This window comes from Parabacteroides johnsonii DSM 18315 (assembly GCF_025151045.1).
Lineage (GTDB): Bacteria > Bacteroidota > Bacteroidia > Bacteroidales > Tannerellaceae > Parabacteroides > Parabacteroides johnsonii.
Genome location: NZ_CP102285.1, coordinates 1,771,449 through 1,791,327, shown reverse-complemented (window position 1 = coordinate 1,791,327; position 19,879 = coordinate 1,771,449). Strand labels below are relative to the sequence as shown.

15 protein-coding genes are annotated in these 19,879 nt (G+C 45.9%); 7 read left to right on the top strand and 8 right to left on the bottom strand.

Translation table 11 applies throughout. The annotated features are described in order from the left end of the window. Nucleotides 1-63: 63 nt before the first annotated feature. Nucleotides 64-2,349, bottom strand: coding sequence for an NADP-dependent malic enzyme (locus NQ564_RS07425; RefSeq protein ID WP_005639332.1), 2,286 nt, complete (start codon nucleotides 2,347-2,349; stop codon nucleotides 64-66). 171 nt (nucleotides 2,350-2,520) lie between these two features. Between NQ564_RS07425 and NQ564_RS07420 the strand changes: the two genes are divergently transcribed. Both NQ564_RS07420 and NQ564_RS07415 read left to right on the top strand, forming a co-directional pair. After that, on the top strand, nucleotides 2,521-2,877 hold the full coding sequence (locus NQ564_RS07420) for a hypothetical protein (RefSeq protein ID WP_039848177.1): 357 nt from the start codon (nucleotides 2,521-2,523) through the stop codon (nucleotides 2,875-2,877). A 281-nt stretch (nucleotides 2,878-3,158) separates the two neighbouring features. Next, complete coding sequence (locus tag NQ564_RS07415) at nucleotides 3,159-5,462, top strand: TonB-dependent receptor (protein ID WP_039848178.1); 2,304 nt, start codon at nucleotides 3,159-3,161, stop codon at nucleotides 5,460-5,462. A gap of 160 nt (nucleotides 5,463-5,622) precedes the next feature. Here the strand turns inward: NQ564_RS07415 and NQ564_RS07410 are convergent, their stop codons facing one another. From NQ564_RS07410 to NQ564_RS07385, 6 genes are all read right to left on the bottom strand, one after another. After that, the gene (locus tag NQ564_RS07410) at nucleotides 5,623-5,943 is read right to left on the bottom strand and encodes a type II toxin-antitoxin system RelE/ParE family toxin (RefSeq protein WP_008149265.1); all 321 of its coding nucleotides are present in this window, start codon (nucleotides 5,941-5,943) and stop codon (nucleotides 5,623-5,625) included. After that, on the bottom strand, nucleotides 5,931-6,221 hold the full coding sequence (locus tag NQ564_RS07405; RefSeq protein ID WP_008149267.1) for a hypothetical protein: 291 nt from the start codon (nucleotides 6,219-6,221) through the stop codon (nucleotides 5,931-5,933). The genes NQ564_RS07410 and NQ564_RS07405 overlap by 13 nt, the downstream gene beginning before the upstream one ends. A gap of 76 nt (nucleotides 6,222-6,297) precedes the next feature. Further along, a complete protein-coding gene (gene yihA / locus NQ564_RS07400; RefSeq protein WP_008149268.1) occupies nucleotides 6,298-6,894 on the bottom strand; it encodes a ribosome biogenesis GTP-binding protein YihA/YsxC in 597 nt (198 codons plus the stop codon). A 35-nt stretch (nucleotides 6,895-6,929) separates the two neighbouring features. Then, nucleotides 6,930-8,432, bottom strand: a complete 1,503-nt coding sequence (locus NQ564_RS07395; RefSeq protein ID WP_008149271.1) for a sodium:solute symporter — start codon at nucleotides 8,430-8,432, stop codon at nucleotides 6,930-6,932. A 327-nt stretch (nucleotides 8,433-8,759) separates the two neighbouring features. Then, nucleotides 8,760-10,073, bottom strand: coding sequence for a SpoIID/LytB domain-containing protein (locus tag NQ564_RS07390; protein WP_129649971.1), 1,314 nt, complete (start codon nucleotides 10,071-10,073; stop codon nucleotides 8,760-8,762). An 8-nt stretch (nucleotides 10,074-10,081) separates the two neighbouring features. After that, nucleotides 10,082-12,070 carry an OPT family oligopeptide transporter gene (locus tag NQ564_RS07385; protein ID WP_129649969.1) on the bottom strand — a complete coding sequence of 663 codons (1,989 nt, stop codon included), beginning with the start codon at nucleotides 12,068-12,070 and terminating at the stop codon, nucleotides 10,082-10,084. 297 nt (nucleotides 12,071-12,367) lie between these two features. Between NQ564_RS07385 and NQ564_RS07380 the strand changes: the two genes are divergently transcribed. The 5 genes from NQ564_RS07380 (at nucleotide 12,368) to NQ564_RS07360 (ending at nucleotide 19,238) form a co-directional block, all read left to right on the top strand. Continuing rightward, a complete protein-coding gene (locus NQ564_RS07380) occupies nucleotides 12,368-14,317 on the top strand; it encodes a DUF262 domain-containing protein (protein ID WP_233421176.1) in 1,950 nt (649 codons plus the stop codon). Nucleotides 14,318-14,319: 2 nt separating this feature from the next. Next, on the top strand, nucleotides 14,320-16,647 hold the full coding sequence (locus tag NQ564_RS07375; RefSeq protein WP_008149281.1) for a DUF262 domain-containing protein: 2,328 nt from the start codon (nucleotides 14,320-14,322) through the stop codon (nucleotides 16,645-16,647). A 146-nt stretch (nucleotides 16,648-16,793) separates the two neighbouring features. Beyond that, the gene (gene recR / locus NQ564_RS07370; RefSeq protein ID WP_008149283.1) at nucleotides 16,794-17,417 is read left to right on the top strand and encodes a recombination mediator RecR; all 624 of its coding nucleotides are present in this window, start codon (nucleotides 16,794-16,796) and stop codon (nucleotides 17,415-17,417) included. An 83-nt stretch (nucleotides 17,418-17,500) separates the two neighbouring features. Then, on the top strand, nucleotides 17,501-18,658 hold the full coding sequence (locus tag NQ564_RS07365; protein WP_008149286.1) for a glycosyltransferase family 2 protein: 1,158 nt from the start codon (nucleotides 17,501-17,503) through the stop codon (nucleotides 18,656-18,658). 58 nt (nucleotides 18,659-18,716) lie between these two features. Next, a complete protein-coding gene (locus NQ564_RS07360; RefSeq protein WP_008149288.1) occupies nucleotides 18,717-19,238 on the top strand; it encodes a GNAT family N-acetyltransferase in 522 nt (173 codons plus the stop codon). Here the strand turns inward: NQ564_RS07360 and NQ564_RS07355 are convergent. Further along, nucleotides 19,231-19,827 (bottom strand): YqgE/AlgH family protein, encoded by a 597-nt coding sequence (locus NQ564_RS07355; protein WP_008149290.1) that lies wholly within the window; start codon nucleotides 19,825-19,827, stop codon nucleotides 19,231-19,233. The genes NQ564_RS07360 and NQ564_RS07355 overlap by 8 nt on opposite strands. Nucleotides 19,828-19,879: the final 52 nt, after the last annotated feature.

Below are 19,879 nucleotides of genomic sequence, written 5' to 3'. Positions count from 1 at the left end.
AGCAAAAAAATAGCGATGAAACTTCAATGCCTCATCGCTATTTTTTTATTAAGCTTAATTGAGTTATTCTCCTTTTTCGATCTGTTCCTGTACGATCGCATCTACGACAGCGACAGTCGTCAGGTTCAGGATGTCACGCGTAGAGCTTTCTACGTCGGTGAAGTGGATCGGTTTGTTCAAACCCATCTGGATCGGGCCGATCGTTTCGCTGATGCCGAGTGTGTCGAGCAACTTGTAAGCACTGTTGGCAGAACTCAGGTTCGGGAAGATCAGCGTGTTGACATCTTTGCCTTTCAGCTTGTTGAACGGATACATGTCGTCGCGCAGTTTCTTGTCCAGAGCGAAGTTGACCTGCATTTCTCCATCTACCATCATGTCCGGATAGTTCTTGTGCAGATAGTCGATCGCGTCGTGGACCTTCAGCGGGCTGCCCTGCTTGTCGGAACCGAAGTTGGAGTAGGACAACATCGCCATAACCGGTTCGTGCGCGAAGAATTTCACAGCATCTTGAGTCAGGCGGGCGATATCGATCAATACTTCTGTCGACGGATGGCGGTTGATCAGCGTGTCGGCAATAAAGAACGTACCTTTCTTGCAAGTCAGGATATTCAAAGCACCGAAATGTGTGTAAGACGGACGGATACCGATGATCTGCTCTGCCATTTTGGTCACTTCGGAATAGCGGCTGTAAACGCCTGTCACGAAAGCATCGGCATCGCCTGTCGCAACCATCATCATACCGAATGCGTTGCGGTCGACCATCTTTTCGCAGGCTTCCGCATACGTGACACCTTCGCGGGCTTTCTTCTCAGACAGGATCTTGGCATAACGATGGCGGCGTTCCGTCTCGCGGTCGTGACGAAGGTTGACGATTTCGATCCCTTCGAGGCTGATATTTTCTTCGGCTGCGATCTTTTGCAGGCGTTCTTCGTTGCCTAAAAGGATAGGGATGCAGATACCTTCGGCTTTCGCTTCGGCAGCGGCTTTCAGCATATTGCCGTGGTTGGCTTCTGCAAATACCACCCGTTTCGGATTGGCTTTAGCCATATCGGTGAACGAACGGAGCAGCTTGTTGTCATATCCCATCATTTCGCGCAAGTGGTTGGCATATCCTTCCCAGTCGGTGATCGTCCGGCGGGATACGCCCGAGTCGATGGCTGCTTTGGCAACGGCACAGGAAACACGAGTCAGGAGTCGCGGGTCGAGCGCTTTCGGCAGGATGTAATCGCGTCCGAAAGTCGTCCGTTTCAGTTTGTAGGCAGCATTTACGACGTCGGGAACCGGTTCTTTGGCAAGTCCGGCGATTGCGTAAACGGCTGCTAATTTCATCTCTTCGTTGATTGCTTTGGCGTGTGTGTCCAATGCGCCGCGGAAGATATAAGGGAATCCTAATACATTATTGATCTGGTTCGGATAGTCGGAACGGCCTGTGGCAAAAATAATATCGTCGCGTGAGGCCATTGCATCGGCATACGAGATTTCCGGATTCGGGTTGGCCAAAGCGAACACAATCGGGTTCGTATTCATGGAGCGGACCATGTCTTGAGTCAACACATTGGCGACCGATAATCCTAAGAACACGTCAGCTCCGACGACGGCTTCCGTCAATGTCTTGATGTCGCGGTCGGTAGCGAAGAATTTCTTGGATTCGTTCAAGTCCGTGCGATGTGTGGAGATAACCCCTTTGCTGTCGCACATGATGATGTTTTCCTTCCTTGCCCCCAACATTATATATAGTTTCGTGCAAGAGATGGAAGCGGCTCCGGCGCCGTTCACCACGATCTTCACGTCCTCGATCTTCTTCCCTGCGATCTCCAGCGCGTTGATCAAGCCTGCGCCGGAGATGATAGCTGTCCCGTGCTGGTCGTCGTGCATGACCGGAATATCCAGTTCTTCTTTCAGGCGTGTTTCGATCTTGAAACATTCGGGAGCTTTGATATCTTCAAGGTTGATGCCTCCGAAAGTGGGGGCGATGGCCTTTACCGTTTCGATAAATTTGTCAGGGTCTTTCTCGTTCACTTCGATATCGAACACGTCGATACCTGCAAAGATCTTGAACAACAGTCCTTTTCCTTCCATCACCGGCTTGCCTGCCAACGGACCGATATCTCCTAATCCCAATACGGCGGTACCATTCGAAATAACGGCAACCAGGTTTCCTTTAGACGTATATTTGTAAGCATCCAACGGATTCTTTTCGATTTCCAGACAGGGTTCGGCAACGCCGGGCGAATAAGCCAGCGACAAATCCATCTGGGTACTATAGGGCTTGGTGGGAACGACTTCTATCTTTCCCGGCTTGCCTTCCGCATGGTAGCGGAGTGCTTCTTCTTTAGTGATCTTAGCCATAGACTTTATAGTTTTTAATTTATTGTTTGTCTTTCGAAAATTGCGCACAAAAGTAACAAATTATTATGAATATGGTGTCGGTTGCTTACATTTAGTTGCTCGAATTTTGTGTATTTGTAGTTTTCGAGCATTTGTCTTATCTTTGCACCCTCAATTCAGCAAGGACGGAATGTGAAACAGACAATAGTAAAATATATGAAATGGCTGCTGCCGGCACTTTTTATAGTGTACTACAGCAGCATTTCTTTGTTCATGCACGTCCATGTCGAGGACGGCACGACGATTGTCCATTCGCACCCGTTCAAGAAGACGGCAGACGGCACCTGCCACCATCACTCGTCTCTTTCGGAAATCCAGTTGTTCCATTTGTTGACGACTGTCGACGTGCAGGACGGAGCGATCTGTTCGTTGCTTCTGCAATTTTATGCTACACCAAACTATAAGATAATTGAAAATCCGGCCTGTCTGGATCATCTGCTCCCTGTTTTGGGGAAACTGTCTCTCCGCGCTCCTCCTCCTTTTGTCTGATCAAGATGGCATCTGGCTGTCGGTAGGAGGATAAAAAAAGTTTCATCTTCCGGAAAATATTGAAAATAAATTTTCACTTGTTCTTTATTGTGTGGAAATTTATTTTCAGTTGCTTTCATTGTGTGAAAATAAATTTTCACTTGCGGGAAAATAAATTTTCTCCCGGGTGAAAATAAATTTTCAGGCAAAGGAAACAATTGTTGCATATAAGGCTTTCCGATGACGGAGGTCTGGCAATATGCGTTTATGTTTAAGTTTTTATATTATCAGAACAAACGAGAATGAATAAGATTATTACATTTATAGTATGCTTGTGCTGTGCCTTTATGGTTGCGCGGGCGGAGGGAGATCCGGCTTTGAATCCATCGGACGCGAATATTGTCGGCCATGTGGTGGATCGGAAAACCGGAGAGCATTTGTCTTTTATTACGATCTTTTTGAAAGGGACGACGATCGGGACTGCGACCGACGCCACAGGGCATTATTATCTGAAGAACCTGCCGGAAGGAGCGTTCACGGTCGTGATGAAGACGATGGGTTATAAAACGGTCGAAACACCCGTGACATTGAAAAAGGGAAAAACGCTGGAAATCAATTTCGAGGCGGAAGAAGAAGCTTTGTCTTTGGATGGAGTCGTGGTTTCGGCTAACAGGAACGAGACGACCCGCCGTATGGCTCCGTCGCTTGTAAACGTATTGGATTCGAAAATGTTCGAGACGACGCATGCCACTTCGCTTGCCGACGGACTGAACTTCCAGCCGGGCGTACGGGTGGAAAACAATTGTCAGAACTGCGGTTTCCAGCAGGTGCGTATCAATGGGCTGGAAGGTCCTTACACGCAGATATTGGTGGATAGCCGTCCCATATTCAGTGCGTTGACGGGTGTGTATGGTCTCGAACAGATTCCGGCTAATATGATCGAGCGTGTCGAGATCATGCGTGGCGGCGGTTCCGCTCTTTTCGGTTCTTCGGCAATTGCGGGCACGATCAATATCATTACGAAAGAGCCTTTGCGCAACTCGGCCCAGATCGCTCACTCGTTGACGATGATCGGGGGAAGCCGCCCGGACAACAATACGACTTTGAATGCTTCCTTGGTGACGGACGACCACAAAGCCGGCATCTATCTCTTCGGGCAGAGCCGCCATCGTTCGGCTTATGATCATGACGGAGACGGTTTCTCCGAACTTGGCCAGTTGGAAGCCCGGACGGTCGGTTTTCGTTCCTATCTGAAGACAAGTACCTATTCCAAATTAGGTTTTGAGTATCATAATATAAGCGAGTATCGTCGTGGTGGTGACCAGATTAACCGGCCGCCTCATGAAGCGTGGGTGGCGGAACAGACGGATCACAGTATCAATGGTGGTGGCCTGAAGTTTGATTTGTTCTCTAAAGATTATAAACATCGCTTGAACGTATATACTTCCGCGCAGCATACGAACCGGAAGAGTTATTACGGAACCAACCGTAATCTTGATGCTTACGGGCATACGACGGACATGACGGTTGTCGCCGGTTCGCAGTATTCCTATTCGGCTGATAAATGCTTGTTTATGCCGGCGGAATTTACCGGTGGCCTGGAATATAACTTCGACGAGTTGAAGGATGAGATGTTGGGGTATAATCGTATCGTGGACCAGACGGTTCATATCGGTAGCCTGTTTTTGCAGAACGAGTGGAAGAATGAGAAATGGAGCTTTCTGATCGGCGGCCGTTTCGACAAACATAATCTGATCGATCATCTGATCTTCAGTCCGCGTGCGAATGTCCGTTTCAATCCGACCGAGGACATCAATCTTCGTTTGTCTTATTCGAGCGGTTTCCGTGCCCCGCAGGCGTTTGACGAGGATTTGCATGTGGCGGCTGTCGGTGGCGAAGTGGCGATTATCCAGCTTGCCGAGGACCTGAAAGAGGAGAAGTCCAAGAGTGTCAGTGCCTCGGCAGACTTCTATCATCGTTTCGGGCCGGTTCAGTTGAACCTGTTGGTGGAAGGTTTTTATACGGATCTGAGTGATGTGTTCTTCTTGCAAGAGAAAGGACATGACGATCAGGGCAATCTGATTATGGAACGTCGCAATAAGGACGGCGCCCGCGTGATGGGAGTCAATTTGGAAGGAAAGATGGCGTATGCCTGGCTGCAACTTCAGGCGGGTGCCACTATCCAGCGCAGCCGTTACAAAGAGGCTGTGACTTGGAGTGAGACGAATCCGGACTTGCCGGCGCAGAAAAAAATGTTCCGTACGCCGGATGTGTACGGTTATTTCACTTCCACCTTTACACCGGTCAAACGTCTGGCTGTTTCTTTGACCGGTACTTATACGGGAACCATGCTGGTACAACATTTGGCCGGTTACATTCCGGAGGATAGGGAAGAGAAAACACCTGATTTCTTTGATTTGAATATGAAAGTCGCTTACGATTTCCCTCTGTATAAGTCGGTGACTTTGCAGTTGAATGCCGGAGTGCAAAACATATTCGAGGCCTATCAGAGTGATTTCGATCAAGACAAGGACCGTGACTCCAAATATATCTACGGTCCCGGAATGCCGCGCAGTTACTTTGTGGGGTGTAAAATCAGCTATTAAGCAGTGAAAAACGAAAGGAGGTGTGTCAAAATCTCCTTGTCCCCGCACTTGATGCGGGGCCGCAAAAGGACAGACCTTATCAATCAGATTTTTATAGGGTCGGTTTTAATGCGATCCCGCGAGGGGCGCGGGAATAGGATAGTTTCGACACACCTCCTTTTTATTTCAATCGTTTGTCAATGTCTTTGGGGTTTTGGCTGTTTGGCCAGATATCGGCAATGTTGATGGTGTCTTTTTCTATATAATAGATGATCTTATGATTGCGGTGTTCGACAAAGGAACGATAGTTTCTTTTGTATGCCTTAAGTTCTGGTTCTTCTTTTCCCAAATGGGGATTTTGCTCCAATAAAACAACTACATCATTAATACCTTGCACAAATTTATTTGCGGCGGATAAGCCCATTTTCTTTTTGTACCAAAGTGTGATGCTTTTATATTTTGCTAAGGCTTTGCGTTTCCAATATGTTTTCATTTGAGCCATTCTAATGACATTTTTTTGACATCTTCATGCATATAAACAACAGGGTCGGCTTCGGATACTTTCAATCTTTCCAATTTCTCCTCATATGAATAAGGGCGCATTGCATCTTCGATTTCTTCATCACTGATGGTATCGATCTTTTTTTCTGCTTTTCCTCGCTGGTGGTCGTGGATAACCCTTTTGACATACCTTTTTACCTTGGCAAAACTTTCGTTGTCAAGACTGGCTATCTGGTTGAACAGTTCGAGCTGTTCTCCTTGTAAATTCAATGTATTCATACCTTTACTTATTTTGGTTTTGTAATATTCACAAATGTAGCTCTTTTTCAGCAAGAAAGAAATTATTGCATGGATTCTATAGACTTTTATTGATCTCGTCGATGTAATCAAGGATCTCATCCCTTCCTTCTTTCTTCTCGGAGGAGGAGAGGAGGATGGGAGGAAGTTCTTCCCATGATTCTAATAACTTTGTCTGGTAGGCTTTCAGGTTTTCCTGCAAACGGCCTTTACTGATTTTGTCGATCTTTGTGAAGATGAGGGAAAAGGGTATTCCGTTTTCTCCAAGCCATTCCATAAATTCCAAGTCGATCTTTTGAGGCTCGTGACGGCAGTCGATCAGGACAAACAGATTCGTGAGCTGTTCACGTTCCAGAATATAATCTTCGATGATACGCTGGATATTTTCGCGTCCTTCTTTTCCCCGCTGGGCAAAACCATAGCCGGGGAGATCGACCAGATACCATTGTCCGTTGATGAGGAAATGATTGATAAGCATCGTCTTTCCCGGTTTCTGAGAGGTCATGGCAAGCCCCTTTTTACCAGTCAGCATATTGATAAGGGAGGATTTGCCAACATTGCTTCGTCCGATAAAAGCGTATTCCGGCAGATTACCTGCGGGACATTTCTTTACGTTTGTGTTACTGATAACAAATTCTGCACTTTTGATTTCCATTGAAACGGTGTTTTAAATTGACGAGTGACACACCCTTATCGTCGCTCGTCACGTGTTAATACTCTTTTCTCAAAATTCTCCATTGCCAATTGTCCATTGTCAATTGAACAAAGCCATAGTCCCCAGAAAGTGATAGCCCCGTTCAGCATCAACATCTCGTAGCCGAAGACATATCCCGTATGTCGTTTCACTAAATAATCCGTCAGGAAACAGATCAGAGGAGAGGCGATGCAAATATAAGGAACAAATTTGTCACGAGGATGTTTTTTCGTAAATAACCCGAACATAAAAAGGCCGAGTAGCGGACCGTATGTATAGGATGCGATCATGTAGATGGCATCAATCACGCTCCGGCTATTGATCGCCTTAAACGCGAGTATGATGATGGCAAATAGGACAGAGATCATTAAATGGACTGCCAGGCGAGTACGTTTGGCGGTTTGTGCCTTTTCTTTTTCAACCCCTAAAATGTCGATGCAGAAAGAAGTTGTAAGAGCTGTCAAGGCAGAGTCGGCACTGCTGAATGCCGCTGCGATGATACCGATCGTGAAGAAGATCAGAATCGAATGTCCCAATATGCCGGAGGTACAGAACATCGGGAGAATATCGTCGCTCAATGCGGGCAGTTCGATCTGTTGCTGCGATGCGAGCGTCAGCAGAAGGACACCAAGCGAAAGGAACAGGAAATTAACCGGTGTGAAGGCAAAGCCATAGGTGTACATATTCTTCTGTGCGTCTTTCAAGCTTTTGCAGGAAAGGTTTTTCTGCATCATATCCTGATCGAGACCTGTCATTACGATGGTGATAAAAATTCCGCTAAAAAACTGTTTCACGAAATGTTGTGTGCTGTGCCAATCGCCGAACTCGAAGATGCGGAAATGCGGGCTGGCCTGCAAAGTCTGTACCATGCCTGCAAAATCCAGTTGCATCTTGTCTTTCACCTGCCAGATAATCACGATCAGCATGGCGATCAGGCATAATGCTTGCAGCGTGTCTGTCCAGATGATTGTTTTGATACCGCTCCGATAGGTGTAGAGCCAGACCAGGAAAATACTGATAACGACTGTTACGGCGAACGGTATGTTCCAAGTGCTGAATACATAATGTTGCAGGATCAGCACAACTAAATAGAGCCGTGCTGCCGCCCCTACGATCTTGGACAGAAGGAAAAAGGAAGCCCCTGTTTTATAGCTATGCCGCCCGATCCGGTCATCTAAATACGAATAGATGGAAGTTAGCTGCAACTTGTAATAAAGCGGTAACAGCACTTTGGCAATCAGGATATATCCGAAAAAGAACCCTAGGACCGTCTGCATATAAGTCATATCTATGCTGCGTACCATCCCCGGAACAGAGACGAATGTGACACCTGAAAGCGATGTCCCGATCATTCCTATCGATACGATGTACCAGGGAGATTTACGGTTGCCGAGGAAAAACGCTTCATTGCTTGAGCTTTTTCGCCCTGTGATCCAGGCAATCAGCAGAAGGATTCCGAAGTAGGCGGCTATAATAAAGAGGATGATATAGCTATTCATGACTTGTTCTTAATTTTTGGCAAAGATGCGGATAAAAAATGAAAACTATCCGTAATATCTCTCGATTCATCGGTGAAATTTTCGTTTTCGCAGGAAAATTTGGGCTTTTTGTCTATTTTGTTTTGCGTATGTTATTAATTTCTTGTTCCTTTGTATCAGCTGGAGCTCGGGAGAGTCAAGGCGACCGGTTTACAAGACCGGAGACAAATAGGTAAACACAATAAAGAAAAGGCTGCGATCTTCGGATACGCAGCCTTTTTGATTTATGATTTCAGATTTATGATTTATCATCGACACATAAATCATAAATCTGAAATCATAAATCCCTCAATACCGTTTCTCAACAAAAGCTCCGGGGAAGTAGTGGGAGAGAATCTGCCGATAATCGTATCCCTCGCCTGCCATCATGGCGGCCCCGATCTGGCACAACCCTACGCCGTGTCCCCAACCGGCGCCGGTCAGGACGAACCGTCCGGGGATATCGAATTGCATATCTTCTTTGTCCACGACAAAAGCTGAGCTGTACAAATGTGTTTCGGACAAGGTCCGGCGTATCTCCAACTCCTTGCCGATGGTAAAGGTCCGGTGCGTTCCGACAATCTTCAGCATTTCGATACGGCCGGAAGTTCCGCGACTGACCGGAACCAAGTCGAGGATCTGGCCGAAATCGATACCGCTTTTGCGATGGATCAACTCGGCTAATTCTTCTTGCTTGTAAGATACTTTCCAGCGATAGAAGTCAGTTGTCTCCTGATCGTAGTTGTTTAGCACCTGGCGAAGGATTGCTTTGTCGGATGTGTTGCAAAAAGCATCGGGAGCGGAGCGAATCCATTTCTGGGCCTCTTCTTCCTGAGTGAGGTCCGGAAAAGTTGTTTCCCGGCTGTCTCTCAATGCTGTCAGGTAGGAATGGGGGACCGGTTCCCAACAATGTTCGAACTGTTCCGTAACGCCTCCGCAGCATTTGGAAAAGCGGGTATCGCAGATCGTTTCACCATCCGTCAATATTTCTCCCCTTGTTTCGTGGACCACCTTTTGGACGACCGGGTTGGAGGCACGGGTAATTCCCTGATAACGCTGACAATGGTCGTCGGCACAGACATCGAAAATATCATGGTCTTCGCGGTCGTACCAGCGTATGAGTTGTTCGTTGTCCCGGTAATAGCTCTGCTGTTTCTCCTCTTTCCCGACCAGGCGGAAATTCTTTTCGATTTGCGCGAGCAGCCAACTGCGGGAGATGACGGCATGTGCCTTTAACAGTTCCTTCGATGCCTCCGCACTCATTTCCGAAGAGATGACGCTGGTCAGGTATTCTTCCACATCTACCTGGTTGATGACCACAATTCCGTTTTCGCCGGCCACCAGGTTGAAAGCCCCTTTGAAGCATTGGTCTTCTTGCCGTTGCCAGTGGAAGTTACGGCCTATGGTGACTGCCTTCAATTCGAAGGACGAGGTAGGGGAGGCCGGTTCAAAGAATATCTCTTTAAACAACTTCCCGTTGAATACGATGTTGCCGTTTACAAATAATGCGCGCTGTTCCCCCGTCAGGAACTTTCCGGTTTCCGTATGTACATACTCCCCATGGAATACAAACGAAACGGCCTTTTCCGTCATAATGCCGACATTCACTACAGGTGCTTCCATTTGGCTTATTATTTCTTTGTTTTCAATGAACTGATTGCTAAATATGTAATCAAAATGACATACATCACAACGGCCAGTCCTCCGGCTGCATTGCTTTCCATCCATTCCGTATTAAGCAAGTTGATGCCGGCAAAACGCATGGCCGCACTGACAACTCCCATCAAGGCTCCGCCCGCGATGAAACCGGATGCCAACAAAGTCCCTCTCTCCAGACGTGTACTATTCAACGCCTGATCTGTACTGCGACTGCCAACATACCAGCTGATAGCGCCACCGATGAGCAACGGCGTGTTCAGCTCCAGCGGGATAAACATACCCAGCGCAAACGCCAGCGCCGGAATTTTGCAGAAGTTCAGGATGATAGCCAGTACCGCCCCGATGGCATACAATGCCCAGGGAGCGCTCGAACCACTCATCAACGGCTCGATAACCGCCGCCATCGCATTGGCTTGCGGAGCGGCGAGTTGCCCGCTTGTGAAACCGAATGTCTGATGCAAGATCAGGATCACGCCGCCTACGGTAGCAGCCGAAACCAGTGTGCCGAGGAATTTCCATCCTTCTTGCTTGATAGGTGTACTACCTATCCAGTATCCGATTTTCAAGTCGGTGATGAAACCGCCTGCCATTGAAAGCGCCGTACAAACCACGCCTCCGATAATCAGTGCCGACACCATGCCGGCCGTTCCTTTCAGTCCGACGGCTACCAGGATGATGGATGCCAGGATCAAGGTCATCAGCGTCATGCCGGATACGGGATTGGTCCCGACGATGGCAATCGCATTGGCGGCAACAGTTGTGAACAGGAACGCAATGATACCGACGAGCAGTAACCCGATCAGCGCATAATACCAATTGTCTAACACGCCGAAATGGAAAAACAGGTAGGTCACGATCAGCGTGACGAAGATACCGATGGCAATCACCTTCATTGAAATGTCTTTCTGAGTGCGCAACTCTTTCGCCTGTCCGGCGTCTGTTTTTCCTTTCAGTTCTTTGGCAGCCAACCCTACGGCCCCTTTGATGATGCCCCATGAATTAAAGATACCGATTACTCCGGCAGTTGCAATACCTCCAATACCGATGTGGCGGGCGTAGGTGGTGAAGATCTCTTCCGCACTCATGCTGCCTACCGTCTGCGTAATGGCATCATTGCCGAATGTCAGCACTTCGGCTCCGAAAATGGCAGACATCAACGGTATGATTACCAACCATACCAAGAATGACCCGGCACAGATGATGGCCGAATATTTCAATCCGATAATATATCCCAAACCCAACACTGCGGCACCAGTATTTACTTTGAATACTACTTTCACCTTGTCGGCCAGCATTTCGCCGACACCGATGATGCGTGTGCTGACTGTCTCGCTCCACCAACCGAAGGTCGCAATGATGAAGTCGTACAGACCTCCGACCAGGCCTGCATAGATAAGCGGTTTCGCCTGGTTACCTCCCTTTTCTCCGGACACCAATACCTGTGTGGTGGCAGTCGCTTCCGGGAACGGATATTTACCATGCATGGTCGATACGAAATATTTCCGGAACGGGATCAGGAGCAGGATACCGAGGATACCACCCAAAAGCGAACTCATGAATACTTCGAAGAAATTGATCGTGATCTCCGGATACTTGTCCTGCAAGATGTAAAGGGCGGGCAGCGTAAATATGGCTCCTGCCACGATAACACCGCTGTTTGCCCCGATGGACTGGATAATGACGTTTTCGCCCAGTGCGTTTTTACGTTTGAACCCGCTGGATAGTCCGACTGCTATGATCGCAATCGGGATGGCGGCCTCGAATACTTGTCCGACTTTCAGCCCGAGGAAAGCTGCCGCCGCACTGAATATGACGGCCATGACAAGTCCCCAGAATACGGACCAGGGGGTTACTTCCCGATATTGTTTGTCGGGCGACAGGATAGGTTTATATACCTCACCTTCTTTCAGTTCTCTGTAGGCGTTTTCCGGTAGCCCGCTCACCTTTTCTTCGTCTTCCATGATGTATGAGATTTGTAATTTGATATCTTGTGATTCTGCAAAACTACGTCTTTTCTTGCTAAGAAGCAAACTCAGGTGAGAACCTGCCTGTTGTTTGCCATTTTTTGTCTCCCGCATGAAAATAAATTTTCCTGCAAGTGAAAATAAATTTTCACGCAAAACGAATAGGTGAAAATTTTTTCTGCATTCACCGGTCGGGTATATGGAATGAATTTTTAGCCTGTATAGGAAAAAGTGCATTAGATAATAGCTAACTTTACGCAATAAATAGAAAACGTTATGAAACTATTCAATTCATTGGATTTGGTATCGGTTGCCGACTTGCTGGACGAGGAGTATAAGTTCTTTGTGCCAGCTTACCAGAGAGGGTATCGCTGGACTGCCGATCAAGCCGAACAGCTTATAGATGATTTGCTGGAATTTTACGCTTTTCATTATTCAGCCTTCCGGAATAAGGAGACGTTCTATTGCTTGCAGCCTTTGGTTGTAAAATTGAGAAAGGATGAGAAAACTGGAAATGAAGAATACCTCGAAGTGATCGACGGCCAGCAAAGGTTGACCACCATACTGCTCATCCTTCAGGCTCTTCATTTATTGGCCTATGAAAGTTTTGTAAGCAATACGAAACTTCACTTGGATGTATCTCAAGCAAGTGTCGCTCCCGGTCTCTACACCATCAAATATGAAACCAGGGCTGAAAGCAATGTTTGGTTGGACGAGGTGAGTGCGGTTGTCCATTCTGATGAGTCCTATAGGCTGTTTGATCAAAGGAATTGCGACTACAGCCATTTTGCAGAAGTATTTTTTACTGCATATAATAAGTTAAAAAACTTATCCCTTACAGACCGCAACCATTTTGTGGAGGTACTCCGGATAGGGACAAGGTTTATATGGTATAACCCTGCCGTTTCATCCGGGAGCAATGCGGATATTTTCGATAGGCTTAATGCAGGTAAAATCGGCCTTAATAACGCCGAACTTGTAAAGGCTCTCCTTTTGCAAAGGAACAATTGGAAAGAGTCTGAGCCTTCAAAGCCAGAGTCTCTTGCATTTGAATGGAGCGAAATGGAGACGGCACTGCAACAGAAAGAATTTTGGGGCTTTATATATAGTTCCCAGCATCCATATAAATATGATTCCCATATTGAGTATATCCTTGATCTTTTGAAAGAGAAAAATGTAGAACATCGGGATAAACGCTTCTATACTTTTAACTGTTACCTTGATGATTATCGAAAAATGATGGAGAGGGAAGGAAAAACGGCTCCAAAAGCAAGGGCATTATGGGCGGAGCAGGTTTGGCAGGAAGTTAAAGAGATGTACGATCTTTTAAAAGAATGGTATAGGAATAAAAAGATGTACCATCGGATTGGTTTTATATTAGAATATGTCGATGGCGAAACTGTCTTGGCCTTAAAGAACAAACTCAAAAATAAAAAGCATTCCGAGCGTATAGCAATTCTTGATGGCATTATCAAGCAAGACTTTTCTACCATTGATGCAGCCAAACTTTTTCATGGCAACCCTGAACTGTCGAAAATATTATTCATCTACAATATTCTTCTTGAAGACAGAAGGGCAGCCGAGAATGCGCGTTTCTCTTTTGCGGACTATAAAGTTGTCCGTAAAAACAAAGGCTGGGACCAGGAGCATATAGCGTCGCATACTGATTATACCCCGGATGCCAATAAGCAGAAAGAGTTGGCAGAGGACGTCATCGAATTGCTGACAGGGCAAAAAACTATCGGAATAGCCGGCGGTTGTTTCTCTTTTGCCAATGAGGATGTTTTGGATGAAAAGGAAAAACGTCTGTGTGAAAAAGCTATAGGCATTTTAAAAAACATTGACCGAACGGAAGCAAATGTCTCCATGAGCCAGGAAAATGAACCCAGGCAGTTCTTTGCTTCTGTTTCCGGATTTTTTGAAACATCGAAAGATGGTTTCGGGATACGCAAAGTGAAAGGGCGTGACAAAGAAGAAAAAGATTTTATTTGGAATTTTGCTTTGCTGAACTCTTCAACCAACAGGAGTTATGGCAATAGCATTTATCCGGTGAAGCGTCGGCGGATACTTCAAGACGAATTTAATATTTATACTCCGGTTGGCACAAGGAATGTTTTTGAAAAAGCATATTCGAAAAAAATAGACCAAATCTTCTATTGGTCGAAAACAGATGCGATGGCCTATTGGGATGACATAAGAGCCACGCTGAAACCCTATGTAGAACTTGTATTACCTTTTGATTAATTATGAATGATAGATTTGAAGCAAAAGAGATGTCCTTTGTGGATATCTTCCACAAATATGGGTTTGAAATATCAATTCCCTCCATACAACGTGATTACGCTCAAGGCCGCAATACCGTTGAGGCTAAGAAAATCCGTGAGAATTTTGTACGGCAACTCAAGGAATATATTCTTAGCGGAGAATCCCATAGCCTTGATTTTATTTACGGGAGCGGGGAGAATGGTTCTTTTGTCCCTTTGGATGGCCAGCAACGTCTTACGACACTTTGGCTTTTACATATTTATGTGCTTTGTGTAAACAATAAGAACCAAGAGGATAGTTTGGATGATTTCAAATTTACTTATCAGACCAGAGATAGTTCGAAAAGGTTTTGCCACGCTCTGCTTTTATCGGCAAAAAACGTTTTGAACCACAAATCTCTGGCATCGAGAAAAGTCCGGCCTTCCGAACTGATAAGAAACGAAGGTTGGTGGTTTATTGCTTGGGATGACGATCCTACCGTATATGGGATGCTCAATATGCTCGATGAAATTGATAAGGTTTTCTTTGATGTGGTCGATGAAGCTTACGAAAGGCTTTTCAGTGCCGGTTCCTATCCTATTGTATTTGAATTTCTCCCGCTCAATGGCTTCCATGATATTGATGACCTGTATATCAAGATGAATGCCAGAGGGTTGCCATTGACCAGTTTCGAGATCTTCAAAAGCAAACTTATAGAAGATGTAGAGCGCTATTTGCCTAATGAAGAAAAGTTGTTCAAAGCCAATATTGATGTCAACTGGTCAGATACTCTTTGGGCTTTTCGTGATGCGGACAAGAGCATAGACAAGTTCCTGCAGAGGATTATGATAGTCCTTTTAGCCAATGAGGGAACTGTGGCTGGCGATGGTAAAACAATCGATCCTGCAAGTTTGGATTGTCTGTTTGAAGCGAATGATAAAAAAGTGACCTTTGCCCACAATTGGTATGAGCGGAAAGGGGTCATTTTCAACTCTGCTTTGTTGGCACGTCTGAACTCCGACTTGCACCTGCTTTTGGATCCTGAAGTTTCTCCATTGACAAACTCGATAGATGGATATGATACATTCTGGTTTGATGTCTCCGAAGCTGTCCGTAGGTGGATCTTGAAAGGGTGGGATGTAGACAACGAGGCAAATTTGTCTTACTCAACGAGGCTCAAGCTCCATGCTTTTCTTAAATACCGTAAGGCTTTTGCTGATTCTTCAAATGAGGAATTTTCAGAATGGATGCGCGTTGTCCATAATCTTTTGGAGGCTACTCCTATTGACAGTTCTTCAGATATGGCCAGGGCGCTTAGAGGCATTGAGAACATGCTCGCCTCATATGGCAAATGGAGGGATAAAATGTTGGGCGACAGCCAAGGTTCCGATGTTTCTATTAATGAATGGGTGGCCAAATCGATGTCTTTCAAACCGTTGTTCATGAATAATGACCAATGGCAGGAGGAAGTGGTCAAGGCACAACTTCGCCGAAATGAAGAATGGAAAGAGCTGATATATAAAGCGGAACATCACCCTTATCTCAGGGGGCAAATAGGTGTGACTTTATGGTTGGCAGGGGTAATTCCACCCGCCACTCCTTTTGTAGATCTGACAGAGATTCCGCCCATCGGACTTTATCAATCATATATCACAAAAGCCTACCCGTTATTTGAGAAACTGGGGAACGCTGCATCTGAAGAAGTTAAAAACTTTCTTATGGTGCGGGCTATGTTAGCCCAAGGTGATTATATGCCTTGGGCATCAAGTTATAGGAAAAATCTGTATAACCGGCCCAACCATAGAGATTATTCATGGAAGAGTTTATTCCGAATTACCACTTCAAGTACCAATGGCCCAGCATTGAAATGCCTGAAAGGGATATTGGATAATACGTGTTTCTCCGAGTCTGATATTTGCCGGTCCCTAACGACTATCATGTCTCAGGGGGAACCAACTGAATTTTGGAGAAAAGCGTTTCTTGGTGAATGTGGAGTCAAGTTGATGGAATATGCCAAGCAAGGATTCATTGCATTTGATGGCGAGAATGTCCTTATCTATGGTTCCAGCCAAAGGAACCATTATCATGCGGAGTTAAAATCACGTCTTCTTTATGAATGCCTTTGCAAACAATCCCATTGTTCACCCGAATATGTTTCTGTGAAATCTCAGGAAGAAGATTCGCACATCGATATTAAAGGCTTCTCTATCTGCCATTGGAATTCGGAATGGAAAGTATGGAAAGACGGCCAATACGACCAATACGAAATCCTGCAAAATGAGGATGAGGTTTTGGAGTATATAGGGGTTCCTAAAACATACATGTTATAAATCAGCACCCGGTTTCCGTTAAATCAGCCGGATATGTCTTTTTTTTGAGTTGGACCATTCCGAAGAGAGAAACTATTTGGCTGATGCGGAATTCTGTTCTGCAATAAAAATATTATCTTTGCCTCTTTGGAAGATCAGGTTACAAAATGAATCAAAAATATCCATCAGTCTTATTGGAAAATGCGGTGAACGAATTGTCGTCGTTGCCGGGAGTGGGACGGAAGACGGCGCTCAGGCTGGCGCTTCATATGCTTCGTCGGGATGTCGGCTATACGGAAGGGTTTGCGTCCGCGCTGTTGGCACTTCGCCGGGATGTCAAATATTGTAAGGTCTGCCATAATATATGCGACGATAACATGTGCTCTATCTGTGCCGACCACCAGCGTGACCATTCGATGGTCTGTGTGGTCGAGAATATTAAGGAAGTGATGGCGATCGAAAACACAGGGCAGTTCCGTGGCGTTTATCATGTCTTGGGCGGTATTATTTCGCCGATGGACGGAATAGGCCCGGGGGATTTGCAGATCGACAGCCTGGTACAGCGGGTAGCCGAAGGAGAAGTGAAGGAAGTTGTCTTGGCACTCAGTACGACAATGGAGGGCGACACGACGAATTTTTTCATCTACCGCAAGCTTTCTTCCTATGATGTGAAGATTTCGGTCATCGCGCGTGGCGTCTCTATTGGCGACGAAATCGAATATGCCGATGAAATAACGTTGGGGCGTTCCATCGTGAACCGTACCAGCTTTAATGACTCCATCAAGGTGTGAACGATTTATGATTTATGATTTATGATTTATCAATGACGCATAAATCATAAATCATAAATCATAAATCATAAATCATAAATCTTATGAAACTGTCCATCATAATAGTCAACTACAATGTAAAGTATTTTCTCGAACAGTGCCTCTGTTCCGTCCGGGCTGCTACCCGAGGGATGGAGGCGGAAGTGCTGGTTGTCGATAATCATTCGGCCGACGGTTCGGTCGAATACCTTCGCCCGCGTTTTCCGGAAGTCACTTTTATCGAGAATAAAGATAATCCCGGATTTGCAAAAGCGAATAATCAGGCAATCCGGATCAGTAGCGGAGAATATGTCCTCTTATTGAATCCCGACACCGTGATAGGCGAGGAAAGCATGCGTTCCCTTTGTTTCTTTATGGACGAACACCCGGAGGCGGGAGGAATCGGTGTGAAGATGTTGGACGGGCATGGTGCTTTCTTGGCGGAGAGCAAGCGGAGTTTTCCTTCCCCTTGGGTGTCTTTCTGCAAGATATTCGGGTTGTCTAAGTTGTTTCCTTCTTCACCTCTGTTTGCCCGTTACAGCCTGCCGTATTTGAATAAGGAGAAGCAGCATAGGGTAGAGGTTTTGGCGGGTGCTTTCATGTTCCTTCGTCGTGAAGCGCTGGATAAAGTGGGGCTGCTGGACGAGTCTTTCTTTATGTATGGCGAAGACATCGATTTGTCTTACCGGATTGTGCAGGGGGGGTATGTGAATTATTATATCCCCGAACGTATCCTTCATTATAAAGGAGAAAGTACGAAGCATGGTGATATCAAATATGTAAAAGCCTTTTATGGGGCCATGTTGATATTCTACCGGAAATATTATCCGCATTCCGGTTGGCTGATGAGCCTGCTTATCCGTTTGGCTGTTCTGCTGAAAGCATCCCTTTCCGCTGTCGCCGGTATGTTGGGGCTGAAACGGAAACCCCGGACGAAACATCGCCGCCTGCTGGTACTTTGCCGGGAAGAAGAGTTTGAAAAGGTGAAAGCGGCCTGTGTGAGACGGATGCCGGATCTGGAATATGTCAATCTTTGGAATCTGGATGAAGAACGCGTGATGGATGCTATCTGCCGTCGCAACCAGATGAAACGTTTTACCGATTTGGCATTCTGCTACCCGGATGTCCGTTTCGAGCAGATGCTCTTATTGATGGACAAGATGGTCGATAAAAAGATCAACTATCATATAGTCATTAATGGAGAATTGATAATTGACAATTGAAAATTGCATCAAGCGATTTCTCATTGTCAATTGTCAATTGTCAATTGTCAATTAAAAAATGAACCTACTTCAAAACAATGTCGTCCGCCTTCGCGCTCCGGAACCGGAAGATTTGGAACTGCTCTATTCTTGGGAAAACAATCCCGAATGGTGGGAGCTTGGGAATACGTTGGCACCTTATTCCCGCTATCTGTTGAAAGAATATATAGCAGAATCTCACCGGGATATATTCGATTTGAAGCAATTGCGCCTGATGATCGATCTTTGTTCTACGGGACAGACGGTCGGCATGTTGGATTTGTATGATTTCGATCCGCATCATCGCAGGGCAGGTGTCGGCATATTGGTCGATCCGCTTTACCAGAAGAACGGACTGGCGACAGAAGCGTTGAACCTGTTGGTAGGATATGCTTTTTCTTATTTAAAGTTACATCAACTCTTTGTTCATATCCCGGTAGGGAACGAACCGAGCAAAAGTCTCTTTACCCGTTGCGGCTTTACCGTGACAGGCATATTGACAGACTGGATAACGACTAAGGATGGTTATTCGGATGTCTTGATTATGCAGAGAATCAATTGAGCGAGGGTTCTTTCGGATATTTGGTCCATGTTTCATATTGGCTGCCGAGCGATTCGAGCGATTTTTTCCAGAAGTCTTCACCTTCGGCAAGAAGCATATTCCGGTTGGAAGTATGACTTACGACCCATGAGTTTTTAGCTATTTCATTGTGCAGTTGTCCTTTCTGCCAGCCGGAATAACCTAAGAAAAATTTTACTTTCCCGTCGATAGGGTGCCCGTTTTGGATATAGCGTATCAGTGCGCTGAAATCGCCGTCGAAATAGAGGTGATCGTTTATCTTAACAGAGTTAGGGATGATCAGGTCTCCTAAGGAATGAATGAAGAACAGGCGGTTGGCACTGACCGGACCGCCTAAATAGATCGGCATTTCCGGAAATTCTTGTAAATCCGCAAAAAAAGTATTGACCGATAACTCTGTTTTCTTGTTTAATACGAACCCCATCGAACCTTCTTGCGTATGTTCTACCAATAGTACGACGGAACGTTGGAAGTAGGCGTCTTGTAAAAAAGGTTCTGATATCAGGATGCTTCCCTGGGCCGGAAGCACGTCGTTATGAGTTATTTTGAATATGTTGTTATACATTGCCATGATGGAGTGGTACTTGCTGGTTAATAAAACAGCGACAATATATAACTTTTGG